General features: G+C 54.0%; 1 protein-coding gene and 1 pseudogene. Both read right to left on the reverse strand.

Translation table 11 applies throughout. The features are described from left to right. Positions 1-1,665: AIDA repeat-containing protein (locus tag ACJHX3_RS24720; protein ID WP_410236241.1), on the reverse strand; the 1,665-nt coding region annotated here is incomplete at its 3' end. A 371-nt stretch (positions 1,666-2,036) separates the two neighbouring features. Further along, positions 2,037-2,133, reverse strand: a pseudogene (locus tag ACJHX3_RS24725) (GTPase family protein); the annotation flags it as partial.

Raw genomic sequence — 2,133 nt, forward strand, 5'->3', positions numbered from 1 at the left:
TCCGACATTTGTAAACGCAAGCCAGGTTTTGCCGGTTGCCTGACCACCATTAATCACCAGCTGGTCAGAGGTATTGCTGCCATCAAGGCGAACACGCATATTGATGGTGCCACCCTGACCGGTGAGGTTACTGGTGGTCAGTTTATGGAACGTTACCGGGGAGTCGCCTTTTGCAACAGCACGGCTCAGCGCGGCATCCGGTGTCGTCTGATTATCAAAGCGAATCTCCCCTGCGTTAACAATATCGCCGGTACTGACCACATCGCCATTCAGTACCATGCTGGCACCTTTACTGAGCTGTGTTCTGCCACTCAGACTTCCCCCGGCAGCCAGCGTCAGTGTTCCACGATGTCCGACAGTGGTGTTGCTGGCCAGTCCTCCGGCATTAACCGTAAAGCTGCCGCCATTTTCCAGCAGCAGTCCGCTGGCCTGACCGGATGTGCCATCAATACTGAACTTACCGCTGGCATTGGTCCCCTCAACAGTGGCACCACTGTCTGCAATCAGGGCACCACCGGATGTCATGGTGACACCTGTTGCCTTACCACCGGCAGACACTGCCAGGGTTCCGCCGTCATCCACCCGTGTTTTCTGCGCTGAATGGCCTTCCAGTACATCCAGGCGACCGCCGGACTCCAGAACAACTCCGTCAGCCTTACCGTTTTCCACCGTGAAATTGCCCAGACGGTTGCTGCCAAGAACCGTTGCCGCAGTACTGGTAACCAGTGCTCCACCCTGTTTCAGGGTGACATGTGTGGCGGTACCACCGGCGTTCACCTGCAGTTTGCCTTTCTGGTTAACGGTGGTGAAATCCGCCAGACCACCTTCCTTGATAATCTGCCAGCCGTCACTGTTTACAACAGTGCCAGACGCCGTACCGCCGTTGTGCACATACTGGTAACCGCCATTCAGTGTGGTATCCAGCGCATGCCCGTGTACCGTCTGGTCGCCGCCGGCATAAACCACAGTGGTATTTGCTGTTCCTTCAGCAGCCACAATCTGACGACCATTTTCATTGATAGTGGTACGTACGGCATTTCCGCGAACAAACTGCCCGGTATCACCATTTTCTGCATCTGGTCCCCCTTCCGCGCCGGTATTCACAACCGTGTCGGTTGCCATTGCGCCGGATTTGACGGTCTGCCAGCCCTTCTCATTAATGACGGTACCCGTTGCAATCCCGCCTTCATGTACCCACTGCTCACCGCCGTTCAGAGTGGTATTCACTGCCTGCCCCTGAAGGCTCTGTCCGCCTCCGGCACTGATAACCGTGTCTGAAACGCTTCCTCCGGCATTCACTCTCTGAAGACCACCACCGGTGACAGTAGTGTTGTTGGCGATACCGCCATTTTGTATCCATTGCCCGCCGGTATTGGCCTCGTTATCCGGCCCATACTCCAGACCGCTACTGATGGTCATTCCGTTGGCCGTACCGAGAACAATCTGGTTGTCATGATTTGTCAGTGTTCCGCCGTTCACGGTTTCTCCCGCCTGTACAATCGTGTCAGCAGCCAGTGCCGGGACTGATGTGACAGCAGCAAGAGACAGCACAACCGCCACACCGGCGCGTTTTCCCCGTGAGCGGGCCAGTTCGGAAGCCACCACCAGGGTGCCCGTAATGTGATTCCATACCAGCCTGTAGCTGGTGTTCAGATGTCGTTTCATCAGCTTTTCCTTACAGAGGGTGAATAAAAAAGCCGGTACCCACAAAAGTGGATACCGGCAGGTACAAAACAGCATGGTCAGATAAAGTGGTTTTTCCCGGACATAAATGCTTCCCCTCTCTCATCCGCCAGAGAAGTATCAGTCCGTTGTGTGCAATTCCGTTCTGCATGATGAAGAGATTCAGCTGCCTTTTCGCAGACCATTAACCACTATAAACGATCGATAGCAACGATCGATATTTGTTTTATCGATAGTTTTATTCTATTAACGACAAGGCGGTCACGCAAGAGAAACAGGAGGAGTATGAGGGGTTTGTGTCATGTTTTCAGTTGGTTAACGTAATGTTATCAGGCATTTCCCTGGCAGACTGTTCAGAAGAAAATCCAGTTCCATACAGCGCGGGCAACAGAGACCACCGTGTCACGGACGGCACGCAGAACCGTACGGGCAACAGAGGCAACACAGACG

It is taken from the genome of Escherichia sp. WS1265, from assembly GCF_046487585.1.
Lineage (GTDB): Bacteria > Pseudomonadota > Gammaproteobacteria > Enterobacterales > Enterobacteriaceae > Escherichia > Escherichia coli.